The following is a 19747-nucleotide window of genomic DNA, read 5'->3' as shown; positions in this document are numbered from 1 at the left end:
GCGGCGCCTGGTCGTCTTGCAGGTCGAGTAGTCGCTCGGCACGAGCCCGAGACAGGCCATCAGCTTCACAGGTGTCTCGAACCGCCGCACATCGCCGAGCTTGGCCATGAAGGTGACGGCGCTGATCAGAGCGACGCCCCGCAGCGCCTCAAGCGCTTTCACTGCCGGGGCGAGAGTCCAGTCCGGCACCAGGGGCCTCGATGTGCCCGGAAAGACATGCGGTCTTACGTAATTTCACGCGTCACAGGGGGACATGTTGAAGCCCTGAGCGCGGCGAGGGATCTCATACTTCAGGTGATGGTCATGGCCGCCAGCCTCTGCGGCTGCAGATACAGGCGAGGAACCCCGCTTTGATGCTATCTCTGCATGCCGCGGCGGTGTCCTTTTTTGAATAGATTGGCCGTTCTGCCGACAGAATAGAGTTGTGCCTTGCCTAAACGTGAATGGCATGACCCGCAGTCTCAGGGCAAAAACCAGGCGATGCGGCTCTTTTGGGTGTCCGCCGACCGAGGCACTCCGGGTCTCGGTTCGGGCCTGCGCGGTGTGCGCCGGATACCCGGTCTGCTCGGGTCAAGCAGCGCTGCCCAAGTAGTTGATCACGGTCAGAAGGACTGCAGCGCCAGCAAAGAGTTCGAAAGCCTGTGCACGGAACCAACGACGGCTCTTCTGCTGTGCGGCGCGCTCGATTTCGATCTTGCTCATGGTGTTTCCCCTCCGCCCTGCATCGTTGGGCTTGCGATACTGGTTACAATCGAGCCTCACGCTGTTGTCGTCCGGCTCTGGAACCTGAGTACCCTGCCGAGATCGCGGCGGGCAGTCCCGCGGCGGGCTAGCCACAGACGAAAAGGGACGCCCGGGATAGCGAGTTGGGCTCGGAACACGCCCGGAGGGAGTTCGATGCTATCCCAAAGGAGGGGGTGGCAGTTCGCCCGGCCTCGACGGATGGCAGAACCTGGAGGGATCATGTATGTGTGAGCGGCGGGCTTCATGCATGCCGACCTGCCTCGCAGGGCGGAGTCATCTGTCCCTGTGGGGTCAAGGATCAGGAACCAGGACGTGTCTTTATTTTCCGTGTGTGGGGTCGCCGTAACTCCTGTGCCACTCCGTAAGCTTTGCGTGGCAGGCAGCCTCGTTCTGACGCTCGCCAGCTGTGGCGGGGGCGGCTCGGGCGGCGGGAGCGGAAGCGCTCCCGCGGGCAACGCGCCGGAAACCGGGACAGAGATCGACACCCCGGCTTTCGAGGCCTATTCGACCGACCACAACGGCTACAGCCGCGTGCGCCTGCAAGCCGGAGACAGGCCCGGGGACGCCGCGATCCTTGCCAAGTTCGACGACGCGGACCCGGCTGACCCGAGCGGCTATCGCAATCTGATCGCCCAGACAGAGGCCCGTTACCTGGACACCATGACGATCGAGGTGATCGCGGAGGTTTCGGGCACGGGCGCAGAGGAGCGGGTCAAACGCATCCTGCGTCTGACCGCGGATCAGGCGCCCTTCAACAACGTCGACGGCGATGGCAACCTGATCGCGTCAGGGCAATATTATTTCCGCGGCGGTGCGGAGGTCTACGCCAGCGTCGACGGCGGCAGCCTGCAGCGCGGTATCGGTGATCTCGAGAATATGGTGGTCGACTTTGACAGCGAGACGGTGACGATCGACCTGCGCACCCCTTATGATCCCGGCGCCGGGTCGGAGATCGAGACCGCCATCCAGGCTTCGGACCTCTCGCTGAACGTGCTGACTGGTGCCTTTGGCGGGACGGTCGCGATGACCACGCGCTCGGCCGACACCGGCGAGATCCTCTCGTCGACGGGGCAGCTCCGGGGCAATCTCAACGGTGATGAAGAAGGGCTTTCCCGGCTCGTCGAGAATATGACGACCTCGGGCCTATTCACCGTGGGGGGCGACAGCGATCGCTTCCAGGCGGACGGCGTCTTCTGGGGCAGCCAGCTCAACTATGAGGATTAAGCGCCGGTTCGCGGCGCTACTTCTGGGCGTTCTCGCTCTTGCACCGCAGACGGCTGGGGCACAAGCGACGAACCCCTCGCTCCGCGATCTGACGCAGTTGGTGACCTCCGAGAGGTTGCGGACCTATGCTTTGGCGCGCGGGCTCGCCGCGGGCGGACCCGACCTCGGGACCGCGCTCGACCTCAAACAGCTGCTGCGACGGCAGGGCTTCTACATGGATGAGGCCGGCTGGCAACGGCTCGCCGCCGACCAGGCGCTTTATCCGCAGCTCAGCTACGTGCCGAACATGAATGGCGGCTCACCTCAGGAGAGTCTGGAATTCCGCGGGCTGACCTTTGATTTGCGCGACGATCTGGTGGCGCGGGGCGGGCTGGCGGTCGGCGCCACCTACGACGGGCTCCTGCGCTATGGCTGGGACAGCGGGCGGTACCTGCAGCTACAGGCGCAACTCGGCGGTCTCTACGCGCCGGGCCCCGACCTGGACAGGACCCGCGCGAGACTCGCTCTTTGCTCGCGCAACCATCTAACCGACTGGCAGTTCGTCGATCTGTGCCTGAGTCATTACGAGGATCACCGCGATCTGCAGGACATCACGCGGGATGAGGCAACCGTCAGCGTCAGCACACTTTTCGAGCGCAGCGCGAGCCGCCATGAGGTCGGGCTGTCGCTGTCCCGGCGAAGCGACGAAGATCGGCTGCGCAGCCTCGCGGAGGTTGGGCTCGAGTCGGTCTGGGCCGGGTCGGCGACGCGGCTCTCGTTCGAGTATGGCGCGCCGACCGGGGACGAGACCGGCGCGCTGCTGACCGCGGCAGGCGAGATACGCTGGCCGGCGGCGGGTCAGGTGGTCGGGCTTGGCCTGTCGCTCTCGCGCTCGCCGAAGACGCTATTCCTGGGCGAGGATCGACGCGATGACAGCCTCGGCGTGACGGGGTTGCTCGCCATCGATGGCAGGCTCGTCCTGACGGCGGCCTATGGCCGGACCTGGTCGACAGTGAACTTCTTCGAGGATGAGGTGATCAGCTTCGGTGTGTCCTACAGCCTTCCCTGACGGGGCGGGACCCGGCCATGTCTTGGAGCGGGCAACAGGACAGGGCGCCGCTCCTGCGAGGGATCGAGACCTAGGCGGCGACGTAGTTGACGACACACAGCAGGATCACGGCGCCGATGATCAGCTCGAATGCCTGGGCGCGGAGCCAGCGGCGGGTTTTCTTCTGGGACTCGTGCTCGATTTCGAATTTGCTCATGTCACGCGTCCCTCTCAACCAATTCTCAACTCACGCTGCAAATTTGCAGTCTTTAATCTTGGGTTAACTAGATAGCCGCGGTTGCGGAGGAACGGCAGTCCCACGGCAGGTTAGGTCTTGGCGCGTTGGGGGGCGGGGGTAGTCCGAACGGCGTGTCCCGGCCTATCCGATCGGATAGGTCCGCCAAGCTGAGGGTACGTCTCGGCCTGTGGATCAGCGCAACGCGTCGGAGAGCGCACGGCGCGAGGCGGGCGTGGCCATTTGGTCGTGGAGCCTCTGGAATTCGATCCGGGCCTGCGCTTTCTGCCCGGAGTTCAGGTAGGCATAGCCCCGCAGAAGCGCGAGATCGCGGCGCACCACGCCCGTGACGCGTTCGAGCTCGTCAAAATAGGCGATGGCACGCCTGAAGTCCCGGCGGTTGTAGGCGGCGACCCCGCGCTTATCGAGGATCTGGCTTTCGATCTCGAGCCGTTGCTCGGCGGTGAAATGCGTGCCGGCGGCGACGGCCGCGGCCTCATCCACCATGTTGAGCCGCAGCATGACGAGCGCCTGACCATAGCTGGCATCGCGGCGGGTCTGGGGGCTCCGCGCGCTGCTGGCGGCAGCCTTGAAATCCGCGAGCGCCTGCATGGGACGGTCCGCATTGAGGGCGCACCATCCGCGCTGCGCGACGGTCTCCGCGTCACGCGCGCTGGCGGACTCGGCGAGGCAGCTTGCCCAGTCGCCGCGTTGCGCGGCGCTTCGAGCGCCCGAGAGCGACGCGGGAGCCGTGGTGGCCGGGGCGCTGCTTGCCGGTCTTTGCAGGCTGGCCGCGCGCTGAGGCCGGCCGACAGGGCGCAGGCTGACTGCAGGTGAGGAGCCTGTCGCAGGGCCGATTTCCACGGTGCTCAGGGGATCAAGGGGAGACGTCGCGGGCGCGATCTGTCCCTGCGCCAGCATTCCGGCACGAAGCCGGTCTTCGACCGAGGTCAGCCGGTCCGCCGTGGCCGGAGACTGGCTGCGCGCAAGATCGGCTAGTCGTGCAAGCTGGTCGAGTGTGGCGACATCCGCCGATTTCTCGAGTGTGGCCACCAGGGCGTCGGGATCGGTGCAGCTGCGCGCGATCCCGGTGTACACCCCGAGCGCGGCGGTCACGTCGCCAATCGACTGGTATTGCTCGGCCAGCAGCCAGGCGTTGTTGACCCGCTCGCAGCGCAAGAGGGCGGGATTGGCGCGCGCAACGCGGATCGCGACGTCGGCATTGTTCCCCGACACGGCTTCTTCAAAGCTGGCCTGTGCCTCGGAGAGCGCGAGGGTCTCTAGCAGGTCCGCGGAGGGCGACCAATTGGGATATTCGCGGCTGATCTCGGCGATCGTGCCGCGGGCGCCTTCGAACTGCCCGGCGTCGACCTGGCGATAGATGCGGTCGATCATCTCGCCGGGCACGCTGCGTTCGATCTGGCCAAGATCGTCCGGCACGACCCAATCGGGGTATTGCAACTGCAGCCGCCGGATCTCTGAATTGACCGCCTGCTGGTTGCTCTCGGACATGTAGAAACGCAGCGCCTGGAGGTCCGCGTCGGTCGGCGTTTGCGCCAGGGCGGCTCCGCCGACAAGGCAACACGCAACCGCGAGCGGGAGTCCCATGTGTCTAAGCAGGGTCATATCGGGATACACATCGGCGAGGCTTCGATCTGGGCGATCATCGTAAAGAGCTGCAGCGTGCCCGGATAGTAGGGCGAACTGCTCGAGAAGGGCGGGATCTGCGAGCCCACGCTCTGGCGCACCGTGCAGGCGGCGAGCGCGGAGATCGCCCTGTAGCCGGGGTCGTTGCTGGTGGAAAGCGCGCGGCCGGTCTCTCGGTCGATGACCGTTGCGACAACGCCCGCGGCGAGCCGCTCCTGTGCCTCGGCGTAGCGCAGCACCGCCGGGTGGTCTTTCAGCCCGGACCAGATCAGGTAGAGCGGCAGACGCATGGCTTCGTAGCCGGCCTCGAACGAAAAGCCCTCGGCGGCGCGGACCCCGCTTGGGGTCACCTCTACCCAGTCTGGAACGACACCGTCCTGCGCGAGCGTCCTTGCCAATTCGACGGACCCGCGGGCGGCCTGCGCGAGGATCGGCGCATCGAACTCGGTGGCCAGCTCGGTCATCGCGAGCGGCATCGCGTAGCAGGGATTGTAGATGAACCCCGCATCGGTCCTGAAGCCTTCTGCGCCGGGGATGAGCAGCGGATCATGGTCGTCACCGCCGGGGTGCCGCGCGATGCAGGAGGCGACGATGTCCGAGACGATGAGCTTGGCGCTTTGGCGGTAGTCGGGGATGTTGAAGCGCCGCGCCGCGCGCAGGAGCGCCCAGGCCCGGAAGAGATCCCCGTCGCTGGCGTTGTTGAGATCCGGCACCTTGACCGGCTCGTCCGGGAACCATCGCCAGGCCATCAGGTTGTCGGAACGGATGGCAAGGTTCAGACGCGTCCAGGTTTCCATGCGTTCGAAGGCGCGCTGGTCGCCCAGTGTCGCGGCAAGCAGCAGGCCGTAGCCCTGTCCTTCGGAGTGGCTGGAATTGCGCTGGAATTGGTCGATAACACGTCCGGTTGCATCGAGATTTGCAGTGCGCCAGGCGAGCCAGACGTCCTGCAGGTTGGCTTCCAGCCCGAGCGTCTGGGCCGAGGTTGCCGCGCCGGTGCCAATCAGGCCAGCCAGAGCCGCCATTCCCGAAAGCAAACTGCGCCGGTTCATTTCTTTCTCCGTCGGCTCGCGACCAGGAGCCCCATCGCGGACAGTGCGCATCCTATGGCGAGCAGGAAAAGGGGGGCAATGTACCTTCCCGGCGAAAGTGTTACATAGTTGCCGACAACTGCGCGTGCGTTCGAGATGGTGAGAGGTTCCTGCAGGCTGAGCGGGCGGCTTGCCGATCTCCAGACCTGCCAGGTGCCGTCGAATCCGAACAGCGAGACCTGTCCCTTGGGGCCTTCGGACTTTTGGTGCATGTCGACAAGCGAGGCAACGAGGCGCTCGTAATCGGTGTTGGGACGGACAATCAACCAGAGGTCCTCGGGTGTCTCCATGCTGGGCTGAACGAGCATGGCCTCGGCGGAGCGGCCGAGCAGCCAGCTGTCGAGATCGGACTCCGGGCCGCGCCAGAGCGAGATGATCTTGCCCCGCAATTCCCGCAGGCTGTCGGTGGCCTTGTGCCGGTCGAGAAAGAGCGTCCACCAGCCGCGCGAGTCAACCTTCGCCCAGGGATCGACGACCTGTCCCGTGGTGGTGGGCGGCGACAGCAGGACCTCTTCGAGTTCCGCCACGTTCTTGCTGACGATGTCGCCGGGGATCACCGAAAGATCGGCAGGGATGCCGATCTTGATCGAACCGGTGCGTGGGGGTTGACCCTGCGGGACGGCGGCGGCTGTCTCATCCGAGACGTAGATCGACGAAATTTGGGCGAGCATCCCGAGCGGCAGCGTCCGCTGCGCCGCTTCGCTCATCGAGATGCGGGATACATCGAGCGAGGCGAGGCTCCGGTCGATGCGCGGCAGCACCATGCGCGGGCTCTCCGGGACCGTCAGGCTGGTCGTGTCGAAGATCTGGAAGACAGGGGCGGGCTGCGGCGCGCAGGCGGCATCCGCCGGCTCACCCGGGACGAGCGCCTCGAAGGACACCTCGTTCACGCCCGGCTGCAGCTGGTTTGCCGCGAAGGGGATCAGCAGCGGATCGAGGCGGCGCCCGGCCTGATTCACATCGTCCAGTGGCAGCAGTCGGATGGTCTCGTCGTTGATCTTCACCAGCAGCAGCGCGCCTTTCGGCAAATCCCTGACGAACGCGTAGTCAAGGCGCAGTTGCGCGCGCTGCGACGCCAGAACCAGCCAGTCCCACGGCAGGCGGAACGGGACCGCCTGGCGGATGTAGTGCCCGCGACCCTCGAGCGTGCTCACCCCGAGTTCGGACAGCGGCTGTCTTTTTCCGGGGACGACCTCCGGCACCGATGTGCCGGCTGGCATCGGGCCGAGCGCGCGTGCCAGCAGCGCCTCGGACGCTTGCGCCTGCCCATTGTTGGTGAGCAGGACGATGGCGCCGTCTCCGCCGCGCTGAAACCGCGGCAGGTCGGGAACGGGGTATTGCTCGGGAAGCGCGGTGACACGGGCGAGTTGAGGGCTTTGCTCCGTGACCCTGTAGTAATCGTCGACCGTGATCTCGGGCGGCAGGCCTTCGAAAAGGCTTTCGATGCGCGCGACGTGGGGTGATGCGTTCATCACCTGTGCGTAGCTGTCACTTGCGAGCGAGAAGGTCTTTCCCTGCGCGAGTTGTGCGGAAGTGGCGGCGATGAAGCTCAGCGGATCGAGACCGAGCTCCGTGCGCGGCACCGTGATCCCGCTCTGATACGCGATGATGTCGGTCCAGAGCCCAAATGAGGCGTCCGGGCCGCAGAACACGCGGTGAATCTGCTCGAGGCGGACTTCCACCAGGTTGCGGCCCGCGGTCAACAGCCCATCCGGCACCGGAAGCAACATGGTGCCGGCTGCGGAGAAATTCTCGAGCACGACGCTACCGATCTCGGTGCCGTTGACGAGGACCGTGGCATGCGAGCGATCCGGAAGAAGGTTGATCGAGCTCAGCGTGGTGATCGCGAGAGAGGCCCCGTCGATCGCGCGGGGCAGAAAGAGCCAGAAATCTTCTTCGGGATATTCGCCCTGCAGGCGGTGGCCGGCGGTCTCTCCCCCCTGCGGGCTGCGCGGGCGCAGCGGCAAGAGCACGTCGCTCTCCTGCGCCCCCTCTGACGAGGGCTGTACGTCGGGCACGGACCATTGCCGCTCCGAGGGCAGGACCCGCGTTTCGGGCTTGGGCTCGGCCGGCGCGACGCGCGGTTCCGAGGCCGGCGGAAAATCCTCGATTTCGATTTGTTGCGCGGCGCTCCACGAGGTCTGCAGTGCGAGCGCGGGGAGGAGCGCCAGGATCAGGGGTCTTATCGTGTGCATGGGCTCAATCCTCGATCCTGAGGTAGCCGTCGGCCTGCGGGATACTGGCCTGGGGGACATTTGTCTCGGCAACCAGGACAGGATTTGGCTGGGTCCCCTTCGTGGCGCCGGTGAAGGCATCCTCGAACAGGGTGTCATCCGCCTCTGGCCGGCCGCTGCGCAGGGTCAGCTCGCGGGCAAAGTCGAAGATGGACTGCGGAATCGAGATCGCGCTCTTGGCCAGAACGTAGAGCAGCCCCGCAACCAGCGTGCTGCTCTGCGAATGGAACTTGCGGAAGAACTGCCACCTGCGGCTATCACCGTAAACGACATGCGCGGTCAGCTGCGCGGCCTGAACCATGTGCTCGGGCGCGACGCTGAGCTCGATCACGGTGCCCTCCACTCCCGAGCGCACCTCGGAGATGGTCATCGGCAGAGCGGTTTCGAGGTCGGGGGCCTTGGGCAGGGTGGGGACAAGCGCGACTGTCGCTCCGGGATGTTCGGCGGTCCAGGCTTCTTGCGTGCCGTCCTTGAGCTGCAACTGGAACTTCTCGGGGCTGGCGGACAGGATCGTGACGTCCTGCGCCTCGCGGTCGGCCTCGGAGGTCGGCGCGAGCAGGGTGATCTGCCCGGGGGTCGACACCGCGGTGCGCGGGCGGATCAGGCGCCGCGGGCGCTCGAAGACGGCGCGCAGGGCATAGGCCGCCAGCACGAAATTGTAGAGCGCCCAAGCGCCGACGATCTGCACGACCGACCGGTCCCCGGGGAAGGCGTACCAGCGGTAGGCCCCGGCGGCGAGGCCCGCGAGCAGCAGTGCGACGAGCAGCGTGAGCGGCCGGTAGATGGGCGACAGGAAGGCGTGTTCGAGACTGCCGTCCTTTGCGGTCACCTTGAACGAGGCGCCACGCGGACGCAGCACGGTTTCGACCAGCGCCTTGAGGATATAGGGGGTCTGCGCGATCTCGTAGACCTCCGAGATCTGCGGCCAGCGTACCTCGGAGAAAAGCGCGTTCTGCACCATGAAGCCGATCAGGAGGTAGGGCAGGATGTAGACGAAGACCTCCTCGGGATCGACGACGAAGATCTCGAGGCCAAAGAAGAGATAGAGCAGGGGGCTGAGCAGGAAGATCGTGCGGATCAGCGGAAACAGCCAGAAGCTCATCGAGTTGAGATAGCAAAGCCGCTGCGCCATGGTGAGGCCGCTGCGGAAAATGGGGTTCTTGAGGATCAGCATCTGCAGCATGCCTGTCGCCCAACGGCCGCGCTGCTGGATGAAAGAGGCAAAGGTCTCGGGCTGCAGCCCGGCGATCATGGCGTGGTCGAGGTACAGGCTCTCCCAGCCGCGCGCATGGATGTCGAGCGCGGTTTCCGCGTCTTCGGTGATGGTCTCGCCCGAGATACCGCCGACCTCGTCGAGCGCCTTGCGGCGCAGCAGCGCCGCCGATCCGCAGAAGAACGCCCCGCCCAGCCGGTCGAGCCCGCGGTGGATCTCGGAATAGAACATCTCGTTTTCGGACGGGCAGTTCTCGGGCAGCGCGAGGTTGCGCTCGATCGGGTCGCGGTTGGTGAAGAAGTGCGGGGTCTGCACCAGGAAAAGCCGTGGCCGTTCGGCGAAATATCCCACGGTCCGGGCCAGGAAGTCCGGCGTGGGCACGTGGTCGGCATCGAGGATGAGAACCAGCTCCCCGCTGACCTTCCGCAAGGCCGCGTTGAGATTGCCGGCTTTTGCGTGCTCGTTGCGGGCGCGCGTGGTGTAGACCACGCCAAGCTCATCGCAGAGCGCCTGAAGCCTCGCCCGGCGCGCCAGCGCCCGCTCGGAAATGGCAGGGTCGGAATGGGTGCAGCGCTGGTCGGTGCCGCCATCGTCGCAGAGCACGACGGTCTTCCTGTCTTCGGGGTAGTTCACCCGCTTGGCCGCCGCCAGCGTGACGGCCAGAAGCTCGGGGCTCTCGTCGTAGCTCGGCACGAGGATGTCGACGGTCGGAACATCGCTCAGCCTGATCGGCTCCGGCCGCGGATGGGTGACCGGGTCGGCAGTGATCAGCGCGGTGAGAAAGAACAGGCCGACGGTGAAGGTTTCGGCCCCGAAGAGCACCAGCGCGGCGATCAGCGAGACCGGGTCATCGAGCGATGGCAGCGTCTCGAAGGCACGCCACAGCCAGTAGCGCAGCACGAAGACCCCGGCGATCGACATCACGACGAAGCGGACCGAAATCCGTGTTCCCACGAACGGCTTGAGGCCATAGATGAGCACACAGGCCACCAATGCCAAAAGGCCCTGCGTGCTGACGGAGATCGGCACCGACGCGAGGAAGAGGAGAGGGACGGCGAGGACCGTCCAGACCCCGAACAGCAAGAGCGAGGTGGCGGATTGTGCGCTTGATGACGATTTCATGGGAGGGGACCCGCCAGAGGTGAGAGCATTTGAGGGGCGGCGGCGGGCTCGGTGGTGATCGCGGCAAAGCCGACGGCCTCCGGCCCGATCGGTGCCAGTGCCGTGTCTTCGCTGCCGTGGATGCAATTGCGCAGCATCATGTCCATTGCCGCGGTGCCCGACAACAGGGTGCGCGCGGTCGCATCAAGGCGGCGGAAGGCGAGGACGCAGTTGAGCCCCGCATGGTTGCTCCAGCTCGCCCAGCTCATGATGCCAAGAGCATCGGTGGTGGTTTTAAACTCCAGGTCCTCGAACCGTTCGAACGGGTAGGGCGTGCCTTCGGCAGAGGCCAGCAATTCGGTCGGACGGAACCTTCCTCCGACGGAGAGCGGCGACGCTTCCGAGTGAAGAAGGATGAAATTCTCGCCCCGCAGGGCCGTGCGGTTGGGCAGCAGGATGCGCTGCTCGGTAACCGAACGAAATCTGCGTTCCAGAACGAGTTGGGCCTCGGGAACCCGGATCCATGCGCTCGACAGCGGCTGCTGCACATAAGGCGCCTCGTCAAGGCGCGCCTGGAACTCTGTGTAGGTTAGAGGAAAGCCCCCGCAGGCGGCAAGCATGATCGCCAGTAGGCCCGGCACCAAAACGCGCGCAAGCCGAATGGGCAAACGTGCCGCCTTCCTGCTCCAATGCTCGGCCACTGTAACACCGCACCTTGCCTCAAACTGAGGCCATACCTGACCGAAGTGGAGCCCAAAAGCCATAGGCGAAGACTTGCCGAGGTCTTGAGTGTTGATTTCGACCCATCACGGCACCGGGGGGCGCCGGGGAGGGACGACCTTACATTGTGCCGCGCGGCGCATGTTTGGGTCAGGATATGCGTCCCCCCCTCGTTTTCGCGCTGCTGCGGCCGCGTTGCCCCCGAAATGGAGACAGCCGTTTCGTGTTTCGAGCATATGGCTGCGAAGCGTCAGCCGGTCGAGGAGCGCGTTGGTCCTCTTGGCGTCACCGAACGCGCTGGCTCGCACACTGAGGCTGAGGTTCGCTGTGTGTTCGCTGTGCACTCACGCCGAAGCGCAAAGTCTGATTTCCTATTTTTCGTCAATCGGTTCCGGATATCCACGAGCTTGGCTTCGAAGACTTCGGCAGGCGTTCTGCAGCCTACCGCTGAGTGACCTGTGGAAGTTCGTTGCTATCGCATTTTTCTTTGGGGGGACGGCTGGGATGACGCTTATCACCCAGGCCTTCCGAATGGCACCCGCGGTTGTCGTTGCGCCTCTCGCCTATACGGCTCTGGTCTGGGCAACATTCGCAGGATGGCTCGTTTGGAACGAAATCCCGGAAATGCCCGTACAGGCGCGCCGGACCCTCGACATCCATTCGCTCCATCCTACCGAACGCGCCGTTCCTCAATCGGCGGTAGGAACCAAACGGCAAGTCCCGCCAGCGGCAGGAAGGCACAAAGCCGATAGACCGCCTCGACCCCGTAGCTGTCCGCCAGGATGCCGAGCAGCGCTGCCGCGATTCCTCCGAGGCCGAAGTTCAGGCCGTAGAAGAGTCCTCCGATCAGCCCGATGCGGTTCGGCAGCAGGTCCATTGCGTAGATCAGGATCGAGGCAAAGGCGCTGGCCATGATCAGGTTGATGGCGATCGTCAGCACTCCGGTCCAAAACAGGTCGGCGTAAGGCAGGATCAGGGTCAGAGGCAGCGGCCCCAGCACCGAGATCCAGATGATCTGTCGCCGTCCGATTGCATCGCCGACGATGCCGCCGATCAGCACGCCCACGGCTGCGGCCATGAGGAAGAGGAACAACATCATCTGCGAGGCGGGAATCGACAGGCCGAACTTCTCGATGAGGTAGAACGTGTAGAAGGACCGGAAGCTCTCGCCATAAGTGTTCTTGGTGAACATCAGGAAGGTGAGGACGATCAATCCCAAAGCAACCGTCGCGGCACTCCGCTTCGATGCGGGGGCTTCGGCCAGCCTGCGGGCCGAGCGGTGGGTGAACTCTGCCCGGATCCGGTGCTGCTGGCTGCCGATCCAGGTCAGGATCAGCATCGCGAGCAGCGCGAGCACCGCAAACCAAGCGAGGCTCGGCTGCCCCCAGGGCACGATGATCAGCGCGGCAAGGACCGGCCCGAGCGCGCCGCCCGCCTGACCTCCAACCTGAAAGATTCCCTGCGCCAGCCCCTGCCGGTCACCCGCGGCATAGCGCGCCGTCCGGGTCGCCTCCGGGTGAAAGATCGAGGAGCCGATGCCGATCAGCGCGACCGCTACAAGGATACCGCCGTAGCTTCCCGCGAAAGCGAGGCAGATCAGCCCCGAAAGGGTGAAGGCCATGCCGACGACCGGCGAATAAGGCGCGGGATACCGGTCCGTCACCATCCCCATGACCGGCTGAAGCAATGATCCGGCGATCTGAAAGGTCATCGTAATCAGCCCGATCTGCACGAAGTCGAGGCCGTAAGCCTCTTTCAGGATCGGATAGGCCGCCGGGATCAGCGACTGCATCAGGTCGTTCAGAAGATGCGTCGCGCCGAGCGCGGTCAGGACGACGAGGTAGGTGCGGGCGGGCGTGGTGGTGGTCAAGGCATCCGCCCTTCCTGTGGGTCCTAGTAGGCCCCATGAACTACGCCTCGATGAGGATGGCAACAGGTGAAGGCCCGCTACACGCGAATTCACGGATTACCAGCGCGGTGCCCACTCCCAAGGTGAAGACTCGCGTCCGCGTGACCCTGGAGCGCACCGAGCCGTCGAAGCTATTCCCAGTCCAGGAGGACACGCGCGCTGACATCTGTTGCAACCATGCTGTCAGTTCATATGAACTTTACTATAGGTTCATATGGACTATATTCGAACCAAAGGAGATCGAGATGCACATCATCGCCAAGACCCGGGAACCCGCGCAGATCAACGCCGTCGCCCTCAAGGCCTACGCGCGCATCGCCGATGCCTGGGCGCTGAGCGTGAAGGAGGCGGCGGGCCTTGCGGACATGTCGGAAAGCACTTGGAAGCGCGCCCGGAAACCCGATTTCGCAGGCGAGCTGACCAAGGACCAGCTGCTGCGGCTCAGCGCGGTGATCGGCATCTACAAGTCCCTCGAGCTCTATTTCTCGGATCCGCTCGCGCGGAGCTGGTTCACCCGGCCGAACGCCGGCCCGCTCTTTGGCGGCAGCCGGCCGATCGATGCCGCTGTCGAGGGCGGCTTGCCGCAGATCCTCGCGATCCGCACCTACCTCGACGCGCTGCGGGGTGGCGCGTGAAACAGACCGAGATCTCGGATCGCGGCCTCGTTCGCCTCCTGCCCGCCACCTACCACAAGCCGCCCGCGCTGCGCGGCCTCGTGGACAGCGATGACGAACTCGAGATCCTCGCCGAGATTGAGGGGCTGACCAGCGGCCGCCTTCAGGCCGAGCGGGGCAGGAACCCGCATATCGACCCGCGCGAACTCGCCTGGCGCCGCCGCAGCCACGACCTGCGCATCTATGGCGAGACCCATGTCAACGCGGCCTTCACCTATACGCGGGCGGGTGGCAATCGCTTCAACTCCGAGGAGCGCGGGGCCTGGTACTGCGCTTGGGACGTCATGGTCTCGGTCAGCGAGGTCGCGTGGCACCGGACGCGGGAACTCGGCTACATCGGCTGTTTCGAGGACAGCGCCCGTTACGTCGAGATCCTGGCGGATTTCATCGGCACCTTCGATGACATCACCGACGATCCGGTCCATCCTGCGCTGCGCCCCGAACCGGAGATCGGATACCCCGAGGGCCAGAGCCTCGCCCAGCACCTGCGGCGCGAAGGCTCGCGGGGGCTGATCTACCCCTCGGTTCGCGCGCCCGTGCCGGGGGGCAATTGCCTCGTGTGCTTCGAGCCCCGCGCCATACAGAACGTCCGCCCGGGGGCGTCCTGGGACCTCGTCTGGGAGGGCTCGCCCGACTATTCGGTCGTCGCGGTGACCTGACCTCCCATCGGGGCTGATCCCGTTACTTGCCCGATCCCGAATTCCAAGTTTGGGTGTGAGAAAGAGGATTTTGCTCATGCGCTGCGCAATCTGCTGGAGAATGCCGTGAAATACGGGGGCAGCGCGGAGGTCAATTTCCGCAAGACGCGAGACATGGTCGACGTCATCATCCGCGACCACGGCCCCGGCATCCCGGACCATCTGCTCGAGGAGGTATTCCGCCCCTTCTACCGCATCGATGCGGCACGCGGTGCCGCGCAGGGCAGCGTTGGTCTGGGACTGTCCATCACCCGCGCCGACGCCCATGAACGCAGCCAAGGCCAGACGCGGTCAGCCTTGGTTTGCCATGTTGTTCAGCCGTCTTGATCGATCCGCTTCCGGTAGTGTGCCAACGGGTATCTTTCGATGAGGCCTTGCGCCGCTTCAAACCCGCCTTGGACGTTGCTGCGATTAAGTGTGCGGCAGACGGAGAATGCAGGGCACTTTCGTCACGTCGATCGGCGCATTGGGGAGCTCACCCATCCGCGCCACCAATGCCGCGATGAGGCTCGGAACATCCCGCCAGCCGAAGCAGAAGCCAACTTCTACGCAGCTCGGGAAACTGAAAACACGGCCGCGTATCTAACGACAATCAGCCTCCGGCAAACCCGGGGCGCTCAGAGTTCGCGACGTCCATAAGTAAGAAATGACGTTATATCGAGAGTCTATTTGTCACATAATTCAGCGTTATCCGCCCCTGAGCTTGCAAGTGCGCCATCGATCTGCCTCGCTATGCATGTTCATTCGCGGAAACTAGTCCCAGTTTCTCGGGCGGGTGCGGTCCAGCTCTTCGGTGATCGGGATGAACTCCTGCTCGTCGCCGGGCGGCAGGCGGAAGGGACCGTTCGCCCAGTCGGCGGCCTTCCAGTCCTCCTTGGCCTGTTCGATGCGGTCCTTTGACGACGAGACGAAATTCCACCAGATATACCTTGGTCCGTTCATGGTCGCGCCGCCGAGCGCCATGAGGCGGGCGCCCTGGGGACCGGCCTTGGCCGAAATCCGGTCGCCGGGGCGGAACACCATCATGCGACCGGCCTCGAAGATGTCGCCTGCGACCTCGATCGCGCCTTCGGTGACGTAGATGCCGCGGTCTTCCTGATCCTCGGGCAAGGGGAACCCGGCGCCCGGCTGCAGCACGACGTCGAGGTAGAAGGTTTCGGACGGCATGGTCACAGGGCTTTTCTCGCCATAGGCGGCGCCGAGGATGAGCCGGGCTTCGCTGCCACCGTCGGAGATCAACGGAAGCGCCTCCTTGCCGTGGTGCTCGAAGCCGGGGTCGCTTTCCTCGAGGTGTTCGGGCAGGGCGATCCAGGTCTGGATGCCAAAAAGGCTGTGGCGGGTGCCGCGGGTCTTTTCGCTGGTGTGTTCCGAATGGGTCACGCCGCGGCCCGCGGTCATCCAGTTGACCTCGCCGGGGTAGATCATCTGGTGGCTGCCGATGCTGTCGCGGTGCTCGAACTCGCCCTGGTAGAGGTAGGTGACCGTGCCGAGCCCGATATGCGGATGCGGGCGCACGTCGATGCCGCCCTCGGTGATGAACTCGGCGGGGCCCATCTGGTCAAAGAAGATGAACGGTCCGACCATCTGCCGCTTCGGCGAGGGCAGGGCGCGGCGGACGTCAAAGCCGCCGATATCGCGGGCGCGGGGGATGATCAGCGTCTCGAGCGCGCCGCAGCCAAAGTCCGGGCATTCAGGGCTATGGGTAGGGTTCCAGCTCATCTCGGGTCTCCTCTGGGGTGGCCGGCGTTACCGCCTCTGTCCTGTGTGTCGTCCTGCCACGGGCGATGCCTCGCCCGCAGGACTTGCGCACGGCGGCGCTGTGTTCGCGGGCCCGGCGACCGGCGGGGTCACCACTGGATGACGTCGGCGGTCTCGTCGCTGTGGCGCATCGCGTAGCCACGCACGAAGGGGCAGAGCGGCACGATGCGCTGGCCCTTGCCGCGGGCGTCCGCGAGAAGGCGGAGCACCAGTGCCTTGGCGATGCCCATGCCGCGCATGCTGTCAGGCACCGCGGTGTGGTCGGCGATGATGAGGGTCGGCGAGACCTTGGAGATGGTCAACTCGCCTTCGCCCGCGGCACCCTCCACCGTGGCGACGTAGCGCGCTTTGCTGTCGGTTTCGCTGTAGCGGATGATCGGATCGGTCATTTCGATGTCTCCTGCATGGGTCTGGGAGAAGCCTCCGGCGCCCGGGGAGAGGGCGCCGCGGCAGGTCATGCGGTGAGCAGCTCGGCCAGGGCCGCGATCTCGCCCTGCCGGATCTCGTGGCCGCCGTCGTGGATCTCGGTCCGGACGTCGGCACCACTGTCGACCAGCCACGTCAGCAGCCCTTCGGTGAGCGACCACGGGCAGATCGGATCGCGGCGCCCGGCGGTGACCAGCACGCGCCGACCGCCGAGATCGATCGGCGCCGGCTGCCACGGGATCAGCGGGTGCAGCAGTCCGATCCGGTCGAAGAGATCGGGTTGCGCCATCACCACCGAAGCGAGGATGTTGGCGCCGTTGGAATAGCCGAAGCCATAGACCGGAACGCCCGGATTGACGGCTTTGTGCGCGGCGATGAAGGCCGCCATCCGCGCGGTCCGCTCGGCGAGGTCCTCCATGTCGTAGACGCCCTCGCCGGTGCGCCGAAAGAAGCGCGCGGCGCCGCCTTCCGAGACGTCTCCCCGGGGCGAGACGATGCCTGCGCCGGGGTGGATCTGCCGCACCAGTTCGAAGAACTGGGTCTCGTCTCCGCCGGTGCCATGAAACGCGAAGATCAGCGGCGCCCCCGGATCGGGGGCACGGGTGCGGGCGTGGTAGCTCAGGGTCTGGGTCATGGCGATCAGGCTCCAATTGCGGGCAGACGCCCTTCGATCTGGCCGCGGTACGGCTCGTATCTGGTCGGCAGCTTCAGCGCCTGCCCGAGGTTCGCGGTGTCCTCGTCCCGGTCGAAGCCGGGCTCGTTGGTGGCGATCTCGAAGAGCACCCCGCCGGGGGTGCGGAAGTAGATCGCCCAGAAGTAGTCGCGGTCGATCACCGGGGTCACCTGGTAGCCGGTGTCGAGCAGCGCGTCGCGCACCCGCAGCTGCGCCGCGCGGTCCTCGACTGCAAAGGCGATGTGATGCACCGATCCCGCGCCCTGCGCCGCGGCCTGACCTCCGGGCACCGCCTCGAGGTCGATGGTGTCGGCGGCGTTGCCGCCCTCGATGCGGTAGCGGGTCACGGCGCCGTCGGTCTCGTCCTTCTGGTAGCCCATGAAGCTCAGCAGCTCGGCGGTGGCGGCGCTGTCGCGCAGCCGCATCCGGGCGCCGTGGAAGCCGAGGATTCCGGCCTCTTCGGATACGCCGGCGCCGGTCCAGGCGGTGCGGCCGCGATCAGGGCTCTCCACCAGCGCGAAGCGGTCGCCGTCGGGGCCGGCGAACTCCAGCCGGGTCTCGCCGAGGAAGCTGCTTTCGGTGAGACCAGTCGCGCCCTTGGCGGCGAGCCGGTCCTTCCAGTAGCCAAGCGCGCCCTCGGGCACGGCGAACTCGGTCACGCCGACCTCACCGGTACCGCGACGCCCGCGGGGCATCTGGCCGAAGGGAAAATAGGTCATTACCGAGCCGGGGGTGCCGATCTCGTCGCCGTAGTAGAGGTGGTAAACCTCGGGCGCGTCGAAGTTGACGGTCTTCTTGACCCGGCGCAGGCCGAGCGTGTCGGTGAAGAAGCGATTGTTCTCGGCCGCGTCCGCCGCCATCGAGGTGACGTGGTGCAGCCCTTTGATGTCCGTGATCATTTCGATCTCCATCGAGTCTGTGTCTGTTGCATTCAAGATAGGGGCTACGATAATTTTCAAGAATAGAAACTCGCGGGCATTTACTATTACGCCGGATCGAAACAATCTGGCGCGATGCAGACCATCAAGCCGATCCGGGTCTTTCTTGAAGTCGTCGAGCAGGGCAGTTTCGCCGGGGCGGCCCGCAGCCTTCGGATGACGCCGGCCTCGATCACCAGGATCATCGCCCAGCTCGAGGAAGACCTCGGCCAGCAATTGCTGCTGCGCACGACACGGCAGGTCTCGCTCACCGGGGCAGGGGCGATGGTCGCGGCGCGCTACCGCCCGGTGCTCGAAGAGTTCGACAGGGTGACCGAGGAGGTCACGCGCACCACGAGGCCCGACCGGGGGCAGCTGGCGATCAACGCGCCGATGTCGTTCGGCATGCGGCTGATGCCGGGTCTGGTGGCGAGCTTCCGGCTGGCCTATCCGCATATCGCACTCGACGTGCATCTGACCGATGTGCTGGTCGATATCCTTGACGCCAACTGCGATCTCGCGATCCGCATCTCGGATCCGCCGGCGGACAAGTCGACGATCTGGCGGCGGATCTGTCAGGTACCCCGGCAGGTGGTCGCTTCGCCCTCGCTCTTCGAGCGCATCCCGCGCCCGGAGTCCCCCGACGACCTGCTGCCCGAACACTGCCTGTCCTATGGCCGTGGGGGCGCGGCCGAGACCTGGACTTTCACCCGCGGCGGCCAGCGCCGGGCGCTGCGCGCCGGGACCAGAGTCACCTCGAACAACGGCGAGTTCCTCTACGAGATGGCGCTGTCGGGGAACGGCATGGTCAACCTGCCCGATTTTCTGGTGCGGGAAGGGCTGATCTCCGGCGCGCTCGAGCTGGTGTTGCCGGGATGGCAGCTGCCGCCGCTCAACCTCATGCTCTACTATCCACCCTACGAGAAACTGCCGCCGCTGGTCGGCACCTTCACCGACTTCTTCGAGGCCTACATCCGCGACATCGACAGTTTCGATTTCTGATCTCCGCGCCCGGTTCAGTTTCGATTGGAAATCGGCAACCTCCAAGAGGGTCAGGCTACGTCGATCACATCGACTTGCTGGCAGAACGGCTGACGGGGCAGCGCTGTGTGCGAACATATCCGACAGCGCAGGTGCTGTCGCCCTTGCGAGCCTGCCCGAGCCTTGGCTTCGACGAGGCCGGCACCACGTCTGGCCCATTTTTGGAACCGGAGAACCGGCAGTCTTGTGCGGAGCAGGTATGCGCCAGAGGGAGAAAGCACCGGGTGCTTTCCGTTCTCATGGCAAAACGGATTTCGTTTCGTTTTCGCTTTTCGAATTGCTCCGGCGCGCAACCGCTCAAATGCCCAATGTGACATATTTTCAGTTTATCTGAAGTTTGGGCCTCCCAAAGCCGCCGCATCGTCGCGGTACATTCGGCTATATGGTCAAAGGCGCCAGTGAGAGGTCGTGCGGAGAG

Annotated in this window: 18 protein-coding genes and 1 pseudogene; 6 read left to right on the top strand and 13 right to left on the bottom strand. The window is 65.2% G+C overall.

The window, feature by feature from the left end; genetic code table 11:
- Positions 1-3 precede the first annotated feature (3 nt).
- A pseudogene (locus CEW88_RS19780) lies at positions 4-192 on the bottom strand (transposase); the annotation flags it as partial.
- Positions 193-570: 378 nt separating this feature from the next.
- Positions 571-702: a hypothetical protein gene (locus tag CEW88_RS25165; protein ID WP_255455613.1), complete on the bottom strand. Its 132-nt coding sequence runs from the start codon at positions 700-702 to the stop codon at positions 571-573.
- A gap of 414 nt (positions 703-1116) precedes the next feature.
- On the opposite strand from CEW88_RS25165, the gene CEW88_RS19775 reads away from it, so the two are divergent.
- Together CEW88_RS19775 and CEW88_RS19770 are read left to right on the top strand one after the other, a co-directional pair.
- The gene (locus CEW88_RS19775) at positions 1117-1968 is read left to right on the top strand and encodes a ribosome-recycling factor (RefSeq protein ID WP_254694567.1); all 852 of its coding nucleotides are present in this window, start codon (positions 1117-1119) and stop codon (positions 1966-1968) included.
- The gene (locus tag CEW88_RS19770) at positions 1958-3016 is read left to right on the top strand and encodes a hypothetical protein (RefSeq protein ID WP_159099687.1); all 1059 of its coding nucleotides are present in this window, start codon (positions 1958-1960) and stop codon (positions 3014-3016) included. Before CEW88_RS19775 ends, CEW88_RS19770 begins: the two co-directional genes overlap by 11 nt.
- Positions 3017-3086: 70 nt before the next feature.
- Here the strand turns inward: CEW88_RS19770 and CEW88_RS25160 are convergent, their stop codons facing one another.
- From CEW88_RS25160 to CEW88_RS19730, 7 genes are all read right to left on the bottom strand, one after another.
- Positions 3087-3212, bottom strand: coding sequence for a hypothetical protein (locus tag CEW88_RS25160; protein ID WP_255455614.1), 126 nt, complete (start codon positions 3210-3212; stop codon positions 3087-3089).
- A 213-nt stretch (positions 3213-3425) separates the two neighbouring features.
- Positions 3426-4838 carry a hypothetical protein gene (locus CEW88_RS19765; protein ID WP_254694566.1) on the bottom strand — a complete coding sequence of 471 codons (1413 nt, stop codon included), beginning with the start codon at positions 4836-4838 and terminating at the stop codon, positions 3426-3428.
- A gap of 14 nt (positions 4839-4852) precedes the next feature.
- A complete protein-coding gene (locus CEW88_RS19760; RefSeq protein WP_108970091.1) occupies positions 4853-5926 on the bottom strand; it encodes a glycosyl hydrolase family 8 in 1074 nt (357 codons plus the stop codon).
- A complete protein-coding gene (locus CEW88_RS19755) occupies positions 5923-8160 on the bottom strand; it encodes a cellulose biosynthesis cyclic di-GMP-binding regulatory protein BcsB (protein ID WP_159099686.1) in 2238 nt (745 codons plus the stop codon). Before CEW88_RS19755 ends, CEW88_RS19760 begins: the two co-directional genes overlap by 4 nt.
- A gap of 4 nt (positions 8161-8164) precedes the next feature.
- Entirely contained in the window at positions 8165-10534 is a 2370-nt protein-coding gene (gene bcsA / locus CEW88_RS19750) for a UDP-forming cellulose synthase catalytic subunit (RefSeq protein WP_108970089.1), read from the bottom strand.
- Complete coding sequence (locus tag CEW88_RS19745; RefSeq protein WP_159099685.1) at positions 10531-11214, bottom strand: hypothetical protein; 684 nt, start codon at positions 11212-11214, stop codon at positions 10531-10533. The genes bcsA and CEW88_RS19745 overlap by 4 nt, the downstream gene beginning before the upstream one ends.
- Before the next feature lie 689 nt (positions 11215-11903).
- Positions 11904-13025, bottom strand: coding sequence for an MFS transporter (locus CEW88_RS19730; protein WP_370457214.1), 1122 nt, complete (start codon positions 13023-13025; stop codon positions 11904-11906).
- A 362-nt stretch (positions 13026-13387) separates the two neighbouring features.
- On the opposite strand from CEW88_RS19730, the gene CEW88_RS19725 reads away from it, so the two are divergent.
- Genes CEW88_RS19725 through CEW88_RS19715 form a run of 3 tightly spaced genes read left to right on the top strand, consistent with a single transcriptional unit; the run spans position 13388 to position 14841 of the window.
- Entirely contained in the window at positions 13388-13777 is a 390-nt protein-coding gene (locus tag CEW88_RS19725; protein WP_108970086.1) for an MbcA/ParS/Xre antitoxin family protein, read from the top strand.
- Positions 13774-14475 carry an RES family NAD+ phosphorylase gene (locus tag CEW88_RS19720; RefSeq protein WP_108970085.1) on the top strand — a complete coding sequence of 234 codons (702 nt, stop codon included), beginning with the start codon at positions 13774-13776 and terminating at the stop codon, positions 14473-14475. The genes CEW88_RS19725 and CEW88_RS19720 overlap by 4 nt, the downstream gene beginning before the upstream one ends.
- A 6-nt stretch (positions 14476-14481) precedes the next feature.
- Positions 14482-14841, top strand: coding sequence for an ATP-binding protein (locus tag CEW88_RS19715; protein ID WP_108970084.1), 360 nt, complete (start codon positions 14482-14484; stop codon positions 14839-14841).
- A gap of 426 nt (positions 14842-15267) precedes the next feature.
- Here the strand turns inward: CEW88_RS19715 and CEW88_RS19710 are convergent, their stop codons facing one another.
- The 4 genes from CEW88_RS19710 to CEW88_RS19695 all read right to left on the bottom strand — a co-directional run bounded on the left by CEW88_RS19710 (position 15268) and on the right by CEW88_RS19695 (position 18270).
- A complete protein-coding gene (locus tag CEW88_RS19710) occupies positions 15268-16233 on the bottom strand; it encodes a pirin family protein (protein ID WP_108970083.1) in 966 nt (321 codons plus the stop codon).
- A 128-nt stretch (positions 16234-16361) separates the two neighbouring features.
- Positions 16362-16661, bottom strand: a complete 300-nt coding sequence (locus CEW88_RS19705) for a GNAT family N-acetyltransferase (protein WP_108970082.1) — start codon at positions 16659-16661, stop codon at positions 16362-16364.
- 65 nt (positions 16662-16726) lie between these two features.
- A complete protein-coding gene (locus tag CEW88_RS19700; RefSeq protein ID WP_108970081.1) occupies positions 16727-17332 on the bottom strand; it encodes an alpha/beta hydrolase in 606 nt (201 codons plus the stop codon).
- 5 nt (positions 17333-17337) lie between these two features.
- Complete coding sequence (locus tag CEW88_RS19695) at positions 17338-18270, bottom strand: VOC family protein (protein ID WP_108970399.1); 933 nt, start codon at positions 18268-18270, stop codon at positions 17338-17340.
- 114 nt (positions 18271-18384) lie between these two features.
- On the opposite strand from CEW88_RS19695, the gene CEW88_RS19690 reads away from it, so the two are divergent.
- A complete protein-coding gene (locus CEW88_RS19690; RefSeq protein ID WP_108970080.1) occupies positions 18385-19290 on the top strand; it encodes a LysR family transcriptional regulator in 906 nt (301 codons plus the stop codon).
- Positions 19291-19747: the final 457 nt, after the last annotated feature.

The organism is Alloyangia pacifica (genome assembly GCF_003111685.1).
Lineage (GTDB): Bacteria > Pseudomonadota > Alphaproteobacteria > Rhodobacterales > Rhodobacteraceae > Salipiger > Salipiger pacificus_A.
Note: the sequence above shows the minus strand (reverse complement) of the source record. Positions and strands in the feature narration are given on the sequence as shown.